Consider the following 17,909-nt stretch of genomic DNA (forward strand, 5'->3'; position numbering starts at 1 on the left):
GGTTATTAGTAAAGATCACATGATTAATGACGAGATTCGGGCGAAGGAAGTACGCCTTGTCGGAGCTGAAGGAGAACAAATCGGGATCACTCCCATTCGTGAAGCACTTCAAATGGCAATTGACCTGAACTTGGACCTGGTTAATGTGGCCCCGCAGGCTAAACCGCCGGTGTGCCGCATCATGGACTATGGCAAATTCCGCTATGAGCAACAAAAGAAAGAAAAAGAAGCCCGTAAGAACCAGAAAATTGTTGATATTAAAGAAGTATGGTTCCGTTCCAATATTGAGGAGCACGATTATCAAACGAAGCTTCGTAATGTAGTTAAGTTTTTGAAAGAAGGCGACAAAGTGAAATGCTCCGTTCGTTATCGCGGACGTGAGATTGCACACGCGTCTATTGGCCAAAAGATTTTGGAACGCGTTAAGGTGGAAGTTGCAGAACTTTGTACCGTTGAACGTCAACCGAAACTGGAAGGCCGCAGTATGATTATGATCTTGGCTCCTAAAGCCTGATAACATTGGAGGAGGAAACACAACATGCCTAAAATGAAAACACACAGCAGTTTGAAAGGACGCTTCAAAATTACCGGTTCCGGTAAAGTCCTTCGTTACAAAGCTCACAAAAACCACTTGCTTTCTCACAAATCCAAACGTGCTAAGCGCGTTTTGAACGGCAACCCTGTAATGGCTGCTGGCGACGTGAGACGTTTGAAACAAGGTTTGGCTAACCTGAAAGGTTAATTCAAAATAGTAGATTCCGTACGGGGGATTGGCTTCGGCCATACACATACCACGGATACATTTATATTTATTTGGGAGGTTCTTTAATATGGCAAGAGTAAAAGGCGGTTTTGTAGTACGTCGTCGTCATAAAAAGGTTTTGAAACTGGCAAGAGGTTATTTCGGTTCCAAACACCGTATCTTTAAAACAGCTAATGAGCAAGTAATGAAATCCTTGGTATACGCATACCGTGACCGTCGCAACACAAAACGTAACTTCCGCAGACTGTGGATCGTTCGTATCAATGCTGCAGCACGTATGAACGGTTTGTCTTACAACAAATTGATCCACGGATTGAAACTTGCTGGTGTAGACATGAACCGCAAAATGTTGGCTGATCTGGCCGTTAATGACATCAATGCGTTCAACTCTTTGGCTACTGTAGCTAAAGGCAAAATCAACGCTTAAATCTGTATGAAGTAAGCCGCCGTACCTATGGCGGCTTTTTTTACGGGCTTGAGAATAAAAATGGCTTAGGAAGAACAACCTAAACATATCGCAAAAGCTGGAAGTGATAGCAACGATGGAACGCCGTTGGTGAATAACACAGCGTGGCATTACATAAAACACGAACGGTACAAAAATACAAATGAATCAGAGTGGTTTTACAAAAAGTTTGAAGCGAATGTGATATTTTTGTTATATAACATCACATCGCTGTAACGTTAGTGTGTTAAAACACTAAATTATTAAGCGCTTTCAATAAAAAAAGTACAAAAATAAGTGGTTTTTGGTGATTATACATCTGGATTTTAACACTGGTTGATTGTATAATCACCTCTAGTAGGCCAGTCCTAAATTTTTCTTTTCGGGTCATAATGTTCGGTTTTTCGACAGATGAACAGATGTATCGTCTATAGGAATACGCTTTTAGTGAGCCATTGGCGAAACATTTCGCTTTTAACCTGTTCTTTATATCTGTTGAGCCGAGCAGTGCAGACGAGATTTGAAAGGGACATATTATTAAGGGGGAAAAAGAGAAATGAAAAAAATGCTTAGCCTGTCTCTGGTAATGTTGCTGGCAGTATCGGTTATGCTCGCAGGATGCGGAAGCAAACCGAAAGAAGAAACAAATGCCGGAGGAGATAACGGTGGAACTTCCACTGAAGCCAAATCCGATGTTCAAATCGGTATGGTTACTGACGTAGGCGGCGTAAACGACAAATCCTTCAACCAATCGGCTTGGGAAGCACTGCAAGCAACCGAAACTGAAACAGGTGCAAAAGTAAAATACCTGCAAAGTAAATCCGATGAAGAATATATTCCTAACTTGAACGAATTTGTTAAAGGTGGATACACTCTGACTTGGGGTATTGGTTTCCAACTGGCTGATGCGATCAAAACGGTAGCTGAGCAAAACCCTGATGCTAAACTGGCGATCATCGACAGCGTAGTGGATGCACCTAACGTGAAATCCGTAACATTCGCTGAAGAAGAAGGATCTTTCCTGGTTGGTGTTGTTGCTGGTCTTTCAACAAAAACAAATAAAGTTGGTTTCGTAGGTGGTATGGATAGCCCGCTGATCAAAAAGTTCGAAGTTGGTTTCAGAGAAGGGGTTAAAGCAGTAAACCCTAAAGCTGAATTCATCTCTAACTATACAGGTGCTTTTGACAAGCCTGACTTGGGTAAAGCAGCGGCAGCTACATTGTACAACAAAGGCGTTGACATCATTTTCCACGCTTCCGGTGCAACAGGTAACGGCGTGTTCAATGAAGCGATTGCTCGTAAAAAACAAGGTCAAGATGTATGGGTTATCGGTGTAGACAAAGACCAATCCCTTGAATTCGGCGATGAAGTAACACTGACTTCCATGATCAAAAAAGTAGACGAAGCGGTTAAACGCGTTAATAAAGAAGTTGTTGACGGTACATTTGCTGGTGGATCCGAGAATCTGACGCTGAAAGAAAACGGCGTAGGTATCGCGGACACTTCCAGTAAAAATGTAAAACCAGAAGTTCTGGCTAAAGTTGACGAATACAAAGAAAAAATCATCAGCGGCGAAATCAAAGTACCTACTGAGTAATACGAATTCGTAGCCATTTTGATATCTGCTGTATTATAATCATCCGGGCCGGTCTTGACCGGCCTTGTGATTGTAAAGGCAGGAACATTTGATCAAGGCATTATAACATTTGTACAATTCAACCATTGCAATAGTGCTCCGAGTAGGAGCTTTTCTTTCGTTTGCGGAACCAAACTATATCAGTTATAAGGGTGATTACATGGGTGCAGCAACCCCCGTCGTTGAGTTGAAACAGATAACGAAGCGTTTCCCAGGCATTGTTGCCAACGACGCCATCAGCCTTCAGCTTCAGAAAGGCGAGATTCATGCTCTACTGGGCGAAAACGGCGCTGGTAAGTCAACATTGATGAACATTGTTTTTGGTCTCTATCAGCCAGATGAAGGTTCCATTGAAGTGAATGGCAAACCTGTCATCATTGACAGTCCGAACCGGGCGATCGATCTTGGCATCGGTATGGTGCATCAGCACTTTAAGCTTGTGCAGCCATTCACGGTAACAGAGAACATTATCTTGGGATCCGAGCCTACAAAGGGTCTCAATATTAACTATAAAAAGGCCGCTGCAGAAGTACAGCGCTTGTCCGAGCAATATGGACTCAAAGTAAATCCTCACGCCAAAATTCACGATATCTCTGTCGGCATGCAGCAGCGTGTTGAGATTGTTAAAACGTTATATCGCGGTGCGGACATTCTGATCTTTGATGAACCTACAGCGGTACTCACGCCGCAAGAAATCAAAGAGCTCATGGTTATCATGAAAAAGCTTGTCGCAGAAGGCAAGTCAATCATCCTGATTACACACAAGCTGAAAGAAATTATGGAAATTTCGGATACCGTTACGATTATTCGTCGTGGTAAAGTCATTGATTCGGTCAAAACTTCGGAAACCAATCCGAATGAATTGGCAGAGAAAATGGTTGGCCGCAACGTTACGTTTAAAGTGGATAAGAAACCTGCTACACCTGGAGCTAATGTGCTTGAAGTTAGTAAGTTAACCGCTAAAAATAAAGAGGGTATCTCGGTTCTGAACGATCTGAACCTGAATGTGCGTGCTGGAGAAATTGTTGGTATTGCCGGGGTAGACGGTAATGGTCAAAGTGAATTGATTGAAGCCTTGACAGGTTTGCGTAAAGTGGATAGCGGATCGATCCGTTTGGAAGGAAAAGAGCTTTCCAATCACTCTCCTCGTCACATCTCAGAAGCGGGCGTTGCTCATATTCCAGAAGATCGACATAAGCATGGGCTTGTTCTGGATTTTTCGGTGAGCGAAAATATCGTTCTGGAATCATATTACAAAGAGCCATATACGCGCAAAGGTTTCCTAAACTTTGACGCGATCAAAAAACAGGCAAAGCGGCTGGTAGAAGCATTCGACGTGCGCACACCAAGCATCGAAACGAAGGCACGTTCCTTGTCGGGAGGAAACCAGCAGAAAGCGATTATCGCCCGTGAGGTGGATAAAAACCCTGAACTGCTGATCGCCGCCCAGCCAACCCGTGGACTGGACGTGGGAGCTATCGAGTTCGTGCAGAAGCAGCTGATCGCGCAGCGCGATCAGGGCAAGGCCGTTTTGCTTATTTCGTTTGAACTCGACGAGATCATGAACGTTTCCGATCGCATTGCGGTTATCTATGAAGGACAGATCGTTGGCGAGGTGCTGCCGGAAGAAACCAATGACAGGGAGCTTGGCTTGATGATGGCGGGCAGCACCCAAAAGAGAGGTACTGTGCATGAATAAAGTGTTAAAATGGTTTACCCGAGATTCATTTATTTTGCCAGTTGTAGCGATTCTGATGGGACTTATTCTCGGCGGGATTGTTATGCTAATTGGTGGATATAACCCGATAGAAGCATACGGTGCTTTGTTCAAAAAGGTATTTGGGGATATGTACAACTTCGGGGAAGCTGTGCGGGAAATGACACCGCTCATCATGACGGGGCTTGCGTTTGCTTTTGCGGCTCGTGCCGGATTGTTTAATATCGGTGGAGAAGGACAGTTTCTCGTAGGCATGACAGCAGCTACATTTGTAGGTGTGAAGTTTACAGGTCTGCCTATTTATATTCACGCACCACTTGCACTGATTGCAGGTGCTGTATTTGGCGGACTGTGGGCCGCAATTGCTGGTTATTTGAAAGCTGCACGTGGGGTTAACGAAGTAATCAGCAGTATCATGCTGAACTGGATTGGTCTGTACTTGGCTAATCTGATCGTACGTCAATTTCTGTTATTGCAAGGGGAAAACCGTTCCGTTAATATTAGCGATTCTGCCTCAATCAGTTTGACTTGGCTTTCTGAATTGATGGGTAATTCACGTGTTCATATGGGAACGTTGATTGCTCTTGTGATGGCGGTGCTCTTTTATATTTACATGTGGAAAACAAAGCAGGGTTATGAAATCCGTGCCGTCGGTTATAACCCGAATGCGGCGGAATATGCAGGTATGCATGTTAACCGGAATATCGTCAAAGCGATGTTTATCAGTGGTATGCTTGCTGGGCTTGGCGGAGCGTTCCAGGTTCTCGGGGTGTTCCAGTATCAGACCGTAATGTCAGGTTCGCCAGGCACGGGGTTTGACGGGATCGCAGTCGCTTTGATTGGTCTGAATCATCCGTTTGGAGTGTTACTTGGTGCGTTGCTCTTTGGTACGCTTACTTACGGTTCTGCAGGAATGAGCTTTGCTGCGGATGTACCACCTGAGATTATTCGGATTGTCATCGGTTCGATTATCTTCTTCATTGCCGCACAAGGCATCGTGCGCTGGGTACTTAAACCGTTCTATTCCAAGCGCAAGAAAGAGAAGGTGTTGTAGATGGACTTGTTGACAATCGGGCAAATTATCAATACGACGCTTGTCTTTGCTACGGCATTGATTTTTGCTTCCCTTGGCGGGATTTTCTCGGAAAAATCCGGGGTAACGAACCTCGGACTTGAAGGTTTCATGGTGTTTGGTGCGTTTGCTGCCGGCATTGGTGCTCACTATGCTCAGGAAGCAGGTATGGGCGGGACAACTTCGGCTTGGATGGGGGTACTGGTCGCCATCGTGCTTGGCGTGCTCGTTTCACTTATTCACGCTGTAGCATCGATTACGTTCAAAGCTGATCAGATTATCAGCGGTATCGTCATTAACTTTTTGGCGGCAGGAAGTACATTGTATCTGGTAAAACTGCTGTTTGAAGGTTCAGGTGACTCACCTTTGGTTCAAGGCTTCAGCAAATTCAATGTGCCGTTTCTCGAAAATATTCCTTTGCTTGGAGAAGCATTTTTCAAGAATGTATATCCAACGACGTATCTGGCGATTTTGTTTGTGTTCTTGACATACTACATCTTGTTTAAAACACCGTTTGGACTTCGTCTGCGTTCTGTAGGTGAACATCCAAGTGCGGCGGATACCGTTGGGGTTAAAGTCCGTCGTTACCGTTATGTTGCTGTTATGATCAGTGGTGCGCTTGCTGCGATTGGTGGAGCAGCCATTACATTGACGACAACAGGTACATTTTCGCACAATACCGTTTCCGGTCAAGGTTACATTGCGATTGCAGCGATGATCTTTGGTAAATGGAATCCAATCGGTGCTTTCGGCGCGGCTGTATTTTTCGGATTCTCTCAAGCGATCCGTAACTATGTGCAATTGTTTGAATGGTCACAGAGTATTCCCCAGGAAATTATTTTCATGTTGCCTTACCTGCTTACGATCATTGTTCTGGTGGCTGCGGTTGGACGTTCTTCGGCTCCATCTGCACTGGGCGAACCGTATGATCCTGGTAAAAGGTAACTTTAGCAAAGAGGATATCTTTTGGTATCCAAAAGATTATTCGAAAAAAGATCCGCCTTTAAGCGGGTCTTTTTTTTTGTGCGTTCCATTGTAGTACCCAACTTTTTCGGTAGGGACAAAGAAACAGGCGAATTCGGTCATGGACGAATACACTGTTTTGAATGATCCGAGGAGGAGGGATAGTATGAGAAAACAGGTTACGCGTACTGCAGCGATGAAACTTATAGGCAAAAACATAGTTGCGGTCAAGAAAGACGGTACTCGGGTTACGGGGAAACTGTTAAAAGTATCAGGTAACAAACTCGTTCTCAAGCATTTAGGTGGAAAAAAAGTACGTACCAAAGCCATCTTGCCTTTGGTATTATTTGATCTGCTGGCCATTGCGACCTTACCTTACGCTTATGGACAGGGCCCGGGATTCGGACCAGGGTATGGTCCAGGTCCGAAACCTGATTGTTGCCAAGGGTACGGCCCTGGTTATGGTCCCGGACCGGGTTACGGCCCAGGCCCAGGATATGGTCCTTATGGTCCCGGACCGAGACCGCCTGGATTTTTCTAAACATGACTAGAGTCTTTTTTCCATTTCGTAACAGCGACTGATCAGGATATATCTCAGGTTTTGATAGCCGTTTTTTTGATAGAATTGATTTCCCTTGGTATTGCCTTCATCCACCATGACTTTGGATTTTTTGCAACCACGGGATACCGCAAAGTTCTCTGCTTCATGCAGTAACGTCTGTCCGTAACGTTTACGTTGCTCTTTCGAACTAACGGCCATCATATCAACGTAAAGCAGTTCTCCGTGCATAAGAAAATGAATGAATGCCACAGCAGGTTTATTTGGCTCCGGCGAGATTACAAAGGTCATGCCCCTGTTCATTCGCAGGGGTATTTCTTTGCGTATTTTATGGATTTCCTTCTCGCTCATATGTGATAAAGGAACAAGCTGTGTGTCAATCAGCTTCATAATTGCGCCGTCATCCAGTTTGGATAAACGCTGACGAATGATCATGCGGGGCCTCCTTTCAAGGCCGGTCGTGCGGCCTGTATATCTTATGCCTGGTGCGAGATAAAAGGTGACTGCATGAAGGGCGGACATTGGGGCAATCATAGAGTGGAGAGCGTGTGTGGACCTGGTCAGCACATTTTTATCAAAAACAGGTATTGACTTATCGGTTAGAGGAATCATATAATGTTCCTAACATTTAACGAGAATATTTCATCGGCTATGAAGAGGACGAAGTTTTAAGGGCTCTTTTGCTCAGAGAGTGGATGGATTTGCTGAAACCACCACCATTACCCCTTATATACGAGCTCACCTCGGAGCTGTTTTCCTGAAAAGCACTGAATCGTCAAATTCATTGCGTATTAGGGAGAATCGTAAGTCTGCGTTACAGACAACAGGTATGGGAGACGACTCTGTTCGTTTGAACATCGTTTTGTTATACCTGGTAAGGTCCGTTATTGCGAAATTTCGGACAAAGTTGGGTGGTACCACGGAAGCGATAACCTTTCGTCCCTCGCAAGCATGAACTTGTTTGCAGGGATGGAAGGTTTTTTTTGTAACTTTAAATGTCAGAATGGTGTAAATTCCGAGAGGAGGATGACTGATGGGAGCTCATATTCCAGAAGTACGATCGACAGATGAATTACGTGAAAAATGGATGAAGCCGGAGGTCATTAGCGGCTCCGAGATTCTGCTGAGAAGTTTGCTGCTTGAAGGTGTTGAGTGTGTGTTTGGTTATCCAGGCGGCGCCGTGTTGTATATCTATGATGCAATGTATGGCTTTGAAGATTTCAAACACGTTCTTACACGTCACGAACAAGGAGCCATTCACGCAGCTGATGGTTATGCACGTGCGAGCGGCAAGGTTGGTGTCTGTATCGCGACTTCCGGCCCGGGTGCTACAAACCTTGTAACCGGTATTGCAACAGCTTATATGGATTCCGTTCCGTTGGTGGTTATAACAGGTAATGTTGTTTCCAGCCTGATTGGCTCAGATGCTTTCCAGGAAGCGGACATTACGGGAATTACAATGCCGATCACCAAACACAGCTATCTGGTCAAAGATGTAAAAGATCTGCCGGGTATCATTCATGAAGCGTTCCATATCGCAAACACGGGTCGCAAAGGACCGGTACTGATCGACATTCCGAAAGACGTGTCTGCAAACAAAACATTGTTTGAACCACACACGGAACCTGTTATATTGAGAGGGTACAATCCACGGACGGTACCGAACAAGCTGCAGGTTGAGCGTTTGGCACAAGCGATCCAGGAAGCTGAACGTCCAATGATTCTTGCTGGCGGCGGAGTCGTTTACTCCGGTGGACACGAAGCGCTTTTTGAGTTCGTTGAGAAGACGGGTATTCCGATCACGACAACACTTCTGGGACTTGGCGCTTTCCCAAGCGGGCATGAGCTTTGGACCGGAATGCCGGGAATGCACGGAACCTACACATCGAACATGGCAATTCAGCAATCGGACTTGCTCATTAACATCGGTGCAAGATTTGATGACCGGGTAACGGGTAAGCTGGACGGATTCGCACCACATGCGAAAATTGTTCATATCGACATTGATCCTGCAGAGATCGGCAAAAACATTGCGACAGATATTCCGATCGTAGGCGATGTGAAAACGGTACTGGAGATTGCTAATAAGGAAGTTGGACGTGCTGAACGTGCCGATGCCTGGAGAGATCAGATCAAACAGTGGAAACAGGAAAAGCCGTATTCCTACACGGATTCGGATGAAGTGTTAAAACCGCAATGGGTGGTTGAATTGTTGAACGATACCACAAAAGGTGAAGCAATCGTAACAACGGATGTTGGACAACATCAGATGTGGGCAGCTCAATACTACAAATTTAACCAACCGCGTTCATGGGTTACTTCAGGTGGACTTGGAACGATGGGCTTTGGATTCCCTTCTGCGATTGGTGCACAAATGGCGAATCCGGATCGACTGGTTATCTCCATTAACGGAGATGGCGGGATGCAGATGTGTTCTCAGGAACTGGCAATCTGTGCGATCAACAACATTCCGGTTAAAATCGTAATCATCAACAATGAAGTTCTTGGTATGGTGCGCCAGTGGCAGGAACTGATCTATGAAAACCGATACAGCCATATCGACCTGGCAGGAAGCCCTGATTTCGTGAAGTTGGCTGAAGCCTACGGCGTGAAGGGTTTACGTGCAACAAACAAGGAAGAAGCTGAGCGCGCTTGGCAGGAAGCTTTGGATACGCCAGGGCCAGTCGTTGTAGAATTTGTTGTACGCAAGGATGAAAATGTATATCCAATGGTTCCGCAAGGAGCAACAATCGATCAAATGCTGATGGGAGATGCTGAAGAATGATAAGACATACGATTTCGATATTGGTTAACGACCAGCCAGGTGTCCTTCAGCGTGTATCCGGATTGTTTGGTCGACGCGGGTATAACATCGAAAGCATTACAGTAGGTCAATCTGAAGAGCCCGGACTTTCCCGGATGGTCATTGTGACGATTGGTGACGACAAAACGCTTGAACAGATTGAGAAACAATTGTATAAGATCATTGATGTCATCAAAGTGGTTGATTTTAGCCTGAAACCGATGGTTGCACGTGAACTCGCGCTGATCAAGGTGAAGGCAGAGCCTTCCGAGCGTCCGGAAATTTTGGGTGTGGTGGAAACATTCCGTGCATCCGTTGTTGATGTAGGCCCAGCAAGTCTAATGGTACAGGCCGTTGGTGATACGGACAAAATTGATGCGATGATCGAACTGCTCAAGCCATATGGCATTCGTGAATTGTCCCGTACAGGCGTAACGGCATTGGTACGAGGCAACGTATAGAGGTATAATGAAACCAAAATGGGCTGATCCATACATGAGCACAATGATTTACTTGTGAAAATGCACAGTTAGCGTAAAATAAATGCTATCTGATCCAAATGTGTCAGTCCAGTAACTGCTGTAAAGTAACATTTTAGTGATGTAACGCTTGAAAAGAGAGCCACACCCCCGCATTAACGAGCGGGTGTCTGAACGGATTGGATCGGATCATATGCAACGGTAATCAGCATCGATCAGCCAGTTTTTTTACCAAGATGTGAAGGCTACCGGTCCATTGAGACACCCGCTCATTAATGAAGGGTTCTTTACAATACAAAGGAGGACTTATAACATGCCAGTAACTACTTATTATGAACAGGATGCAGAGCTTAGCGTATTGAAAGGAAAAACGATCGCGGTGATCGGATATGGTAGCCAAGGTCATGCTCAGGCACAAAACCTGCGTGACAGCGGATTGAACGTAGTCATCGGACTTCGTGAAGGTAAATCTTTTGACGCTGCTAAAAATGATGGATTTGAAGTGTTGTCTCCGGCTGAAGCAACTAGCCGCGCAGATGTGGTTCAAATCTTGCTGCCGGATGAAACACAAGCTTCCGTATACAAAAACGAAATCGAACCAAACCTGAAAAAAGGCGCAGCATTGCTCTTCTCTCACGGTTTCAACGTTCACTTCGGCCAAATCGTTGCTCCAAAAGACAGCGATGTATTGCTGGTAGCTCCTAAGTCCCCTGGTCACATGGTACGTCGTACCTATGTAGAAGGATTCGGTGTTCCTGGTCTGATCGCGATCGAAAAAGATGCAACAGGTAAAGCGAAAGACATCGGTCTCGCTTATGCTAAAGGTATCGGCTGTACACGTGCAGGCGTTATCGAAACTTCCTTCCGTGAAGAAACAGAAACAGACTTGTTCGGTGAGCAAGCGGTTCTGTGTGGCGGTGTAAGTGCCCTCGTTAAAGCTGGATTCGAAACGTTGACAGAAGCTGGATATGCTCCAGAAATGGCGTACTTCGAGTGTCTGCACGAATTGAAACTGATCGTTGACATGATGTATGAAGGTGGACTTGCAAGCATGCGTGATTCCATCAGTAACACTGCGGAATACGGTGACTATGTAACTGGACCTCGCGTCGTTACTGAAGATACGAAGAAAGCAATGAAAGAAGTGCTTTCCGATATCCAACAAGGTAAATTCGCACGTGACTTCATCCTGGAAAACCAATCCGGTCGTGCGTTCTTGACAGCAACACGTCGTAACGAAGCTGAACACCCAATCGAAGTGGTTGGCGGACAATTGCGTGAAATGATGCACTGGATCAAAAAGTAAGCAACGATTCCGTTCACTTTTTTGAACAAGCATCTTAAGGGATTCGAGCAACTTACAGCGTGAACTGGTAATAGCGGCCGTGCTTATGCGTGAGCCGCTATTCTGGTTTACAGAAATGAATAATATGCAGGGGGTGCGAAGGTGCGTAAAATCTATGTATTTGACACAACGCTGCGTGACGGAGAACAGTCTCCAGGAGTCAATCTGAACACTCGCGAGAAGGTGGAGATTGCCCATCAACTGGAGCGTCTAGGCATTGACCGGATGGAAGCAGGTTTCCCGGCAGCATCTCCGGGTGACTTGGCCGCAGTTAACGCCGTAGCGAAAGCGGTTAAAAATATTACAGTGATCGGTTTGTCCCGCTCCAGAGAGCAGGATATTGACGCGGTGAAGGAAGCACTTAAAGGTGCAGAAGACCCGTGCATTCACGTATTTTTGGCCACTTCGCCAATCCATCGCCAGCATAAGTTGCGCATGGACAAAGCGCAGGTTCTGGACACGGCTCGCTCTGCGATTCGTTATGCGAAGAAGACATTTTCCAAGATTGAGTTTTCTCTGGAGGATGCAGGACGTACCGAGTATGATTTCCTCGTGGAAATGGTAAATATGGCCGTTGAAGAGGGTGCTTCTGTCGTTAACATTCCAGATACGGTCGGTTACCTGAGCCCATATGAATACGGGAATATTTTCAAACATCTGAAAGAAAATGTTCATAACATCGATAAAGTTCAGCTGAGTGCACACTGTCACAACGATCTGGGGATGGCCACGGCGAATACGCTTGCCGCCATTTTGAACGGAGCCGATCAGATTGAAGGTACGATTAACGGCATCGGAGAGCGTGCAGGCAACACGGCGATTGAAGAAATTGCGATGGCACTCGAAACACGTCAGGAGTTTTTCCAGGCGAAAACGACATTGCAGTTGTCCGAGATCGCGCGTACCAGCCGTTTGGTTAGCCGTTTGACCGGTATGGTTGTTCCCGGCAACAAAGCAATCGTTGGCGCTAATGCCTTTGCTCATGAGTCGGGTATCCACCAGGATGGCATGCTAAAGGAGAAAACAACCTACGAGATCATGACGCCAGAAACGATCGGTCTTAAAGAGAGCAAGCTAGTGCTTGGTAAACACTCTGGACGTCACGCGTTCCGTGAACGCTTGATTGACCTCGGATATGAACTGGATGACGAGGCGTTGAACCGTGCATTTGCACAATTTAAAGATCTGGCAGACAAGAAAAAAGAAGTTACCGATGAAGACCTGCTTGCCGTTATCGAAGAAAAATTACAGGATGCACCTGAGGTGTACAAATTGGAATCGATCTTTGTTACGTACGGTGATGAATCCGTGCCTACAGCCAAGGTGCGTATTGCTACGCTGGACGGTGAAACGGTGGAGAAACAGGCGGAAGGTAATGGTTCGGTGGATGCGATCTATAACGCTATTGATCAGGTGAGCGGAGAAGAAGTAACGTTATCTGATTATTCCATCAAATCCGTAACACACGGCAAAGATGCACTCGGTGAAGTGCATGTTGTCCTTACTCAGAATCAAGTTTCTGTTCAAGGACGCGGCGTGAGCACAGATATTCTCGGTGCTAGTGCGCGTGCGTATGTAGATGGGTTGAACCAGCTCATTGAGAAACGTAAAACATACACCAACCGTGTTAACGTCAATTTGTAGAAGAGTACTGCACGGTGTGCTTGAAGTACAGACATACAAACCTGCCAATTAGGTGGGAATAGTAAGGCCAAAGCCGATTTAGCAAAGCAAAAGCCGAACATATTAAAAAGTCTGACCCTTCTGGAGTGGACTGTACCTTGTAGTGTAGACGTTATGAAGTCTATCTATGAGGGTACAGTCCTGCGAGGGTCAGACTTTTTTTAGAGTATCAATTTACCACGCGTATGCGTTAGGCGCGTGTCCACCAGGACCAGGGAAGATTTCATCCAAACGGTTGAGTGTAGACTCATCCAGTGTCATGTCAAGACATTTCAAGGCAGTTTCGAATTGCTCCAGTGTGCGCGGACCAATGATTGGCGCAGTAACAGCCGGATTAGCAGCAACCCAGGCAAGTGCAACTGTATCCTGTGGCTCACCAAGATCACGGCAAAGTGCGGCGAAATCTTCAAGTTGCGTCTGATGCTTCTCAATTCGTTCTGCGATACCTCCACTGCGTGTCCCTTCAAGTTTCTGTAAGGCATTACGTCCGAGCAAACCGCCATCCAGCGGGCTCCATGGAATAACGCCAAGCCCGAGCGCTTTAGCGGCTGGTAATACCTCCAGCTCAGGCAGACGGCAATTCAGGCTGTATTTATGCTGCTCCGATACAAGGCCGAGGAAGTGACGGTTTTTCGCTTCGCTCTGAGCAAGGGCAATTTGCCAAGCGGCGAAATTACTTGAGCCGACATATCCGATTTTGCCTTGGTATACTGCATGCTCGAATGCACCCCACAACTCGTCCCATGTGATAACAGGGTCAACATGGTGCATCTGGTATAATTCAATATGATCGGTTTGCAGACGCTGAAGAGAGCCTTCAAGGTGACGTCTGATTTTATATGCGGAGAGACCGGCTTCGTTGTTAGGGCCATCTGTTTCATCATGCATGGAACCGTAGACTTTCGTGGCAAGCACAACCTTCTCACGTCTGCCTCCGCCTTGTTTGAACCAGCGCCCGATGATCTCTTCTGTCAGACCGGAATTTTCACCCCAGCCATAGATGTTAGCGGTATCAAAAAAGTTCACCCCGGCATCCAGTGCTGCGTCCATAATGCGGAAAGCTTCTTTCTCGTCCGTGGCTGGTCCAAAATTCATCGTACCAAGACAGATACGGCTGACCTTAAGGCCTGATTTACCCAAATACGAGTATTGCATGTCAAACATCCCTCCAGCATACTTGATTTGATTTCAGCTATATTTTACCTTACCCTGAACTGGCGAACAACTTCGAAGCTTGTCATTATCCTTCTTATAGGCAAAAACTATTAAAGTCATAGATTGTATATCTTGGTCAAATGACCGTAGAATATGATACAAAGAAGAGAGTTATTTATGAGACGATGTTTACACAGAAACGCCAACATGAGCGGATCAGTGATGAATGAAGATGAGGGAGTGGACAACCTATGGCAGACGTGAAAAAAATCGCAGTAATCGCAGGTGACGGAATTGGTCCTGAAGTTGTGGCCGAGGCGGAAAAAGTTCTGAAACGTACGGAGGAAGTATTCGGTTATCGTTTTGAAACAGAGCACGCACTGTTTGGTGGTATTGCCATTGACGAGAAGGGCACACCGCTTCCGGAAGAAACATTGACTGTATGTAAAAATGCAGACGCAGTGTTGCTCGGAGCTGTAGGTGGACCGAAATGGGATAATAACAGTAAGGAGTTGCGTCCTGAAACAGGACTGCTGGGTATTCGTAAAGCGCTCGGACTGTTCTCCAACCTGCGTCCGGCCGTTGTGTTTGACTGTTTGAAAGACGCATCCACGCTGAAACCGGAAGTACTTGAAGGTACGGACCTGATGGTTGTTCGCGAATTGACGGGCGGAATTTATTTCGGTGAGAAGTTCAGACGCGAAAGTGCCCAAGGTGAAGAGGCAGTGGACACTTGTGCTTACAATGTTGCGGAAGTAGAGCGCATCGTTCGTCAAGCATTTGAGATCGCCCAAGGTCGCCGTAAAAAACTGGCATCTGTCGACAAAGCTAACGTGCTGGAAACATCCCGCCTCTGGCGTGAAGTGGTTAACCGTGTAGCTCCGGATTACCCGGATGTTGAACTGGAGCATGTGCTTGTAGACAACTGCGCGATGCAGTTGCTGCGTCGTCCGGCAAGCTTTGACGTCATCGTAACAGAGAATATGTTCGGTGACATTCTGAGTGATGAAGCGGCTATGCTGACAGGCTCTATCGGTATGCTCGCTTCGGCATCGCTGGGTGAAGGAAGCTTTGGTCTATATGAACCGGTACACGGCTCTGCGCCGGACATTGCCGGTCAAGGCCTGGCTAACCCGATTGCTACCATCTTGTCGCTCGCGTTGATGTTCCGTACAACGTTTGGATATGCAGAAGGTGCAGATGCGATCGAAGAAGCGGTAGCGAACGTGCTGAATGCGGGCCACCGCACAAGTGACATCGCTGTTGATAAGAGCAAAGCGATCAGCACGACCGAAATGGGCGATCTGATTGTTGCAGCTATTCAGAAAAAGGCTTAAGTTTCGTTTCAGCCTTGTTCACTTATCGAGACATTAACAGATCTCAGGATACAGTCCTGTAGTTCGTATAAGAAACAGCCCTTTGATGCCCTAGTAGACCGTCTTCTGGTTTCTAATAGTGGAGAATGCAAAGGGCTGTTCCTTTCTCATTTGCAACTTGAAATCGGCACGAAAATTTCTTATTTATAATTATTATAAAAAAATAACGTTTATAATCTTGACTTTGAGAAGTACGGATGATAACATTTTATTTGTACTTGAGAACAAGTATCAACAAATTTAATGACAGGACAAGCGCCCTGCGTGCATCCTGATGATGAGCAATCCATATGGATGCTTACATAATCCCAAAGGAGGAATTTTTAGTTATGGCAGAACGTTTGGTTGGTAGACCAGCACCAGATTTCGCAATGGAAACAGTATCAGGAGACGGACAAGATTTTGGTTCCGTTAAACTGTCCGATTACCGTGGTAAATGGCTCGTATTCTTCTTTTATCCTTTGGACTTCACATTTGTGTGCCCAACTGAAATTACAGCTTTGAGCGATGCTTCCGAGCAATTCAAAGCTTTGGATACAGAAATTCTTGGCGTGAGCGTAGACTCCGTACACAGCCACAAAGCATGGATCAACACACCTAAAGACAGCAATGGTCTTGGTCAGTTGAACTTCCCACTTGCTTCCGATATCACGAAGCAAGTAGCTAAAGATTACGGCGTTCTGATCGAAGAAGAAGGCGTAGCATTGCGCGGTCTGTTCATCATCGATCCAGAAGGCGAACTGAAATATCAAGTCGTTAACCACAACGATGTAGGACGCAGTGTTGAAGAAACACTTCGCGTACTGCAAGCACTTCAATCCGGTGGATTGTGTGCAATGAACTGGAAACCAGGCGATAGCAACCTGTAAGCCGGGTTTACTTGAACGATTGATGTTCAAGCCCTCATCCCAAGCGGGATTGAGGGCTTTTTGCAACCTTTTTCAAAGATATACCGTTAACTTAATAAAGGTGTTTGAACAAGCTGTCAGACGTGTTAATAATGTAATAGAAGAAGATCTTCTTTTTATAAAAGAAAGAGGAATTGAAGGCTTGTAAGGCGAATAGGGTATGGAAACCCGGTAATTTAAGTCATTCCGGTAATCCGCATTTATAATTTGCATATGAATGTGATACACTGTTTGAACGATTCCCTTTCGGAGGTCTTTCAAGTGCACGGGTGTATATTGACTAAATTCCCGGCACCTAATAAGGAGGGTGAACAAAAATGAGTTACTGTTGTGGGGCAAGTATGGTGGGAACGAAGGGCACGCTGAAGCATTACCGCACCCAGGTTCATAATGTTCCCCTGCTGTTTTGTCCGGTGTGTCACCGGGTGGAGGTGCATTACAAGGTTGAGAATGAATATGAAATTCTTGCTGAATATGCGCATGGCGATGGGGCTTCCGAGATTGATTTTCAAGACTATGTGACAGAAGACGAGGATGCCATCTTCGAAAATTGCGTAAACCGTGAAAGTGAAGATGCGATGGTGATTGTTCAGCGTCAGATTGATATGTCACTTGATCTGCTACGGCTCGCCAAGGAAATGAAGGATGAGAAATGGGAGAGCGAATTGAAACGCCGCCTTGCCGTCATGAGTCAACGAAAACTTAAAATTCAGCATAACAAGACTGGGCTATAGATTGCATTGAGATGTGACATGCTTAGACAAATATCCGATTTACGCAATATTGAACGAAGCTGATTTCCCAACAGGGCGATACGGCTTCGTTTTTTGTATTTTTTAGATAAACCTTTGTTGTTTTTGCAAAATAATTTCCATTCGACACTTTCTCCGATTGACTCTGTTCCCTAAACTTGTCTATGATAAAAGCAGACTTGCAAAAGAGGCGGAGCAAAATAAAGGGTTTTCGTTTGGGAATTGGAAAAGGTTAGAAAGGAACAAAACGTAA

General features: G+C 45.8%; 17 protein-coding genes. 15 read left to right on the top strand and 2 right to left on the bottom strand.

Annotated elements, in window-relative coordinates:
• Positions 1-19 precede the first annotated feature (19 nt).
• The 8 genes from infC (at position 20) to FS818_RS28660 (ending at position 7,137) form a co-directional block, all read left to right on the top strand.
• Positions 20-514, top strand: a complete 495-nt coding sequence (gene infC, locus FS818_RS01320; protein WP_145332711.1) for a translation initiation factor IF-3 — start codon at positions 20-22, stop codon at positions 512-514.
• A gap of 24 nt (positions 515-538) precedes the next feature.
• Positions 539-742, top strand: a complete 204-nt coding sequence (rpmI, locus tag FS818_RS01325; protein WP_017689665.1) for a 50S ribosomal protein L35 — start codon at positions 539-541, stop codon at positions 740-742.
• A gap of 88 nt (positions 743-830) precedes the next feature.
• Entirely contained in the window at positions 831-1,190 is a 360-nt protein-coding gene (rplT, locus tag FS818_RS01330; RefSeq protein WP_017689664.1) for a 50S ribosomal protein L20, read from the top strand.
• A gap of 574 nt (positions 1,191-1,764) precedes the next feature.
• Positions 1,765-2,805, top strand: a complete 1,041-nt coding sequence (locus FS818_RS01335) for a BMP family lipoprotein (RefSeq protein WP_145328909.1) — start codon at positions 1,765-1,767, stop codon at positions 2,803-2,805.
• Between the two features lie 199 nt (positions 2,806-3,004).
• Positions 3,005-4,543, top strand: a complete 1,539-nt coding sequence (locus FS818_RS01340; protein ID WP_145328911.1) for an ABC transporter ATP-binding protein — start codon at positions 3,005-3,007, stop codon at positions 4,541-4,543.
• Positions 4,536-5,615 carry an ABC transporter permease gene (locus FS818_RS01345; protein WP_145328913.1) on the top strand — a complete coding sequence of 360 codons (1,080 nt, stop codon included), beginning with the start codon at positions 4,536-4,538 and terminating at the stop codon, positions 5,613-5,615. Before FS818_RS01340 ends, FS818_RS01345 begins: the two co-directional genes overlap by 8 nt.
• Positions 5,616-6,578: an ABC transporter permease gene (locus tag FS818_RS01350; RefSeq protein WP_145328915.1), complete on the top strand. Its 963-nt coding sequence runs from the start codon at positions 5,616-5,618 to the stop codon at positions 6,576-6,578.
• Between the two features lie 184 nt (positions 6,579-6,762).
• Positions 6,763-7,137, top strand: a complete 375-nt coding sequence (locus FS818_RS28660) for a hypothetical protein (protein WP_186331508.1) — start codon at positions 6,763-6,765, stop codon at positions 7,135-7,137.
• A 6-nt stretch (positions 7,138-7,143) separates the two neighbouring features.
• Here FS818_RS28660 and FS818_RS01360 read toward each other — a convergent pair whose 3' ends face one another.
• Positions 7,144-7,587, bottom strand: coding sequence for a GNAT family N-acetyltransferase (locus tag FS818_RS01360; protein WP_397351755.1), 444 nt, complete (start codon positions 7,585-7,587; stop codon positions 7,144-7,146).
• 601 nt (positions 7,588-8,188) lie between these two features.
• On the opposite strand from FS818_RS01360, the gene ilvB reads away from it, so the two are divergent.
• From ilvB to FS818_RS01380, 4 genes are all read left to right on the top strand, one after another.
• The gene (gene ilvB, locus FS818_RS01365) at positions 8,189-9,940 is read left to right on the top strand and encodes a biosynthetic-type acetolactate synthase large subunit (protein WP_145328920.1); all 1,752 of its coding nucleotides are present in this window, start codon (positions 8,189-8,191) and stop codon (positions 9,938-9,940) included.
• Positions 9,937-10,419 (top strand): acetolactate synthase small subunit, encoded by a 483-nt coding sequence (ilvN, locus tag FS818_RS01370; protein WP_090922209.1) that lies wholly within the window; start codon positions 9,937-9,939, stop codon positions 10,417-10,419. The genes ilvB and ilvN overlap by 4 nt, the downstream gene beginning before the upstream one ends.
• Before the next feature lie 331 nt (positions 10,420-10,750).
• Entirely contained in the window at positions 10,751-11,743 is a 993-nt protein-coding gene (gene ilvC / locus FS818_RS01375; protein ID WP_090922211.1) for a ketol-acid reductoisomerase, read from the top strand.
• Positions 11,744-11,884: 141 nt separating this feature from the next.
• Positions 11,885-13,426: a 2-isopropylmalate synthase gene (locus tag FS818_RS01380; RefSeq protein ID WP_145328922.1), complete on the top strand. Its 1,542-nt coding sequence runs from the start codon at positions 11,885-11,887 to the stop codon at positions 13,424-13,426.
• A gap of 213 nt (positions 13,427-13,639) precedes the next feature.
• Here FS818_RS01380 and FS818_RS01385 read toward each other — a convergent pair whose 3' ends face one another.
• On the bottom strand, positions 13,640-14,620 hold the full coding sequence (locus FS818_RS01385) for an aldo/keto reductase (RefSeq protein WP_090922215.1): 981 nt from the start codon (positions 14,618-14,620) through the stop codon (positions 13,640-13,642).
• 251 nt (positions 14,621-14,871) lie between these two features.
• Between FS818_RS01385 and leuB the strand changes: the two genes are divergently transcribed.
• The 3 genes from leuB to FS818_RS01400 all read left to right on the top strand — a co-directional run bounded on the left by leuB (position 14,872) and on the right by FS818_RS01400 (position 17,638).
• Positions 14,872-15,957 (top strand): 3-isopropylmalate dehydrogenase, encoded by a 1,086-nt coding sequence (gene leuB, locus FS818_RS01390; protein WP_110897647.1) that lies wholly within the window; start codon positions 14,872-14,874, stop codon positions 15,955-15,957.
• A 368-nt stretch (positions 15,958-16,325) separates the two neighbouring features.
• The gene (locus FS818_RS01395) at positions 16,326-16,865 is read left to right on the top strand and encodes a peroxiredoxin (protein ID WP_062320195.1); all 540 of its coding nucleotides are present in this window, start codon (positions 16,326-16,328) and stop codon (positions 16,863-16,865) included.
• A gap of 356 nt (positions 16,866-17,221) precedes the next feature.
• Positions 17,222-17,638: a hypothetical protein gene (locus tag FS818_RS01400; protein WP_090922221.1), complete on the top strand. Its 417-nt coding sequence runs from the start codon at positions 17,222-17,224 to the stop codon at positions 17,636-17,638.
• The last annotated feature ends 271 nt before the right edge of the window (positions 17,639-17,909 follow it).

Source organism: Paenibacillus xylanexedens (assembly GCF_007680605.1).
Taxonomy (GTDB): Bacteria; Bacillota; Bacilli; order Paenibacillales; family Paenibacillaceae; genus Paenibacillus; species Paenibacillus xylanexedens_B.